The 1,891-nt window shown below is 68.1% G+C and carries 2 protein-coding genes; both read right to left on the reverse strand.

The window, feature by feature from the left end; all coding sequences use genetic code 11:
- The coding region (locus AB0J09_RS63715) for a hypothetical protein (RefSeq protein WP_360714102.1) at positions 1–685 on the reverse strand (685 nt) is incomplete at its 3' end.
- Positions 686–708: 23 nt separating this feature from the next.
- Positions 709–1,891 (reverse strand): hypothetical protein (locus tag AB0J09_RS63720; RefSeq protein ID WP_360714104.1); only part of this gene is annotated, 1,183 nt, incomplete at its 5' end.

The raw sequence follows: 1,891 nt of genomic DNA on the forward strand, positions 1-1,891 counted from the left end.
CGATGGCGTGGCCGGGGCGGGGCTTCTCGGGCTCGCAGCGGACGAGCAGGTCTCGGGCTCCGTCTTCGCCGCACGACTCGATCATGAAGGTGATCTGGTCGTGCAGGCCTCCGTTGTTGGTGTCCGAGGCCGGCTCGCTGGCCAGGTCGTGCACGTAGTCGTCGAGATCTTCGGGGGTGATGCCCGCCTGTTCGGCCCAATCGACGAATGCCTGCACCGTGGCTGGGCTGATGATGCCGGTCGGGATGGTCAGCGCCCGAGTCAGGTCGAGCCACAGATCGCCGGACTGCATGGTTCGGCCTGTGGCGGGGTGGACGTCGGTCGTGAACGGCTCCCACACGGCCCGGTTGGTCCACTTCAGGTTGGAGCAGTAGGGCTCGGTCGTCTCGTCCAGAAGGTCGCCTGGCGGCACAGGGCTGAACACACCGAACACACCGACGTTGTCGGACTCCTGCTCGGGGAGTTGGCCGAGGAGTTCGCCGGCAGCGTTGTAGTAGCCCGCCGGCACGACGTGGATGGCGTAATCGTTCCATGACAGGCCGAGCGTCACCGCTTCGGGGAAGGTGGCGCGTACGTGGTGCGCGATGGCGGCCAAGGACAGCAGGCACACCCGTTTGTCGAGGCGTTCGACCTCATATCCCAGTTGGGCTAGGGCAGCGTCAATCGCCGCAACGTCGGTGTTCACATATCTCCCGCGGTAGGAAACGATCAGGTGATGTGGTCGATCTCGATGGCCTCAGGCAGCGCGACGGCGGTCCCGCAGGCGCCGCAGACGATCCGCTCGGTCTCGAAATCCGCGGTACCGCAGTCGGCAGTCAGCCGCGTTCGGTTGTCGAACGTGAGGGGGTTGATGCGGAACCCGACGTCGTGTTCCACGAAGCGGTTGCGCTGCCAGCACGCAGGGCAGATGAGCCCCTCCTCGTCGAGGACCGCTGTGGGGAGCTCAGCGAGCTCGGCGGCCAGGGCGCGGCGGACGTTGATCCACCTCTGACGCGTGGTGCCGCGGGCCTGTTTGGTGTACTGGCCCACGAGTTGGACCGCGCGGTCGAGACGGCCGCGCAGCTCTCGCGCGTGCGCGTTGGCCTGTTGCGCTATCCGGAGCGAGGCCTCGGCCTGCTGACGCAGTTGCTGAGTGAGGTCGGCGCCGTCGCCGGCGGCCGGGTGTTCCTCGGTCAGATGCGCCGACGGGTCGTCGGGGAGGGGCACGTTTTCGGGCAGCAGGTCAAAAGAGAAGACGACCGCCTCCGCTTTGCTGCCCTTCGTGCGCAGCTCGGCGAGCTGCTGGCGTACGTGCGCTCGGTGGACGGCCTGGTCGACGATGTGGCCGCGGGCGGCCGCGAGCGGACCGCGGACCTTCCCGGCAAGCTGCAGTTCGGCCTCGACGGCCGCGTCCTGCCAGGTGGCGTACCCGCGTGCGACATTGCATCCGGAGAAACGCCAGCGGCGGATGCCGTCGACGGAGATGGTGTGGAACCGGACCAGCCTCCCGTCGACCCGCGTGTAGTGCACGCTAGCGTGCGTGCTCAGCTTCTTCGCCAGCGGCGTGGCCTCCACCCACGCCTGGCTGGCGCCGTCGGTCAGGGCGTGGGGGACAGGAATCCAGTGGGGGAGCGGTTGTGCGGGCAGGTGACGAAGCTCGTGGTGGATGTGGCGGGCGAGAGCGGCGGCGTTGTCGCGCAGCCAGGATCCAGCGACGTAGGCGTCGTCAGCAGGCAGGTGGTCGACAGGCACAGCGCGGCCGCGTCCGTCGATCCAGTGGTGATCTTGGTTGAGCAGCGTGAAGTAGAAGCCGGTCAGGGCTGCACCTTTCCGGTGGAAGGCGGTGGGGTAGGCGCCGCGGTCAGCAGGTCGCACGAGAAGCGGGGGTCGTCGGAGGGCCACAGCACGATGC

Source organism: Nonomuraea sp. NPDC049784 (genome assembly GCF_040659615.1).
GTDB lineage: Bacteria > Actinomycetota > Actinomycetes > Streptosporangiales > Streptosporangiaceae > Nonomuraea.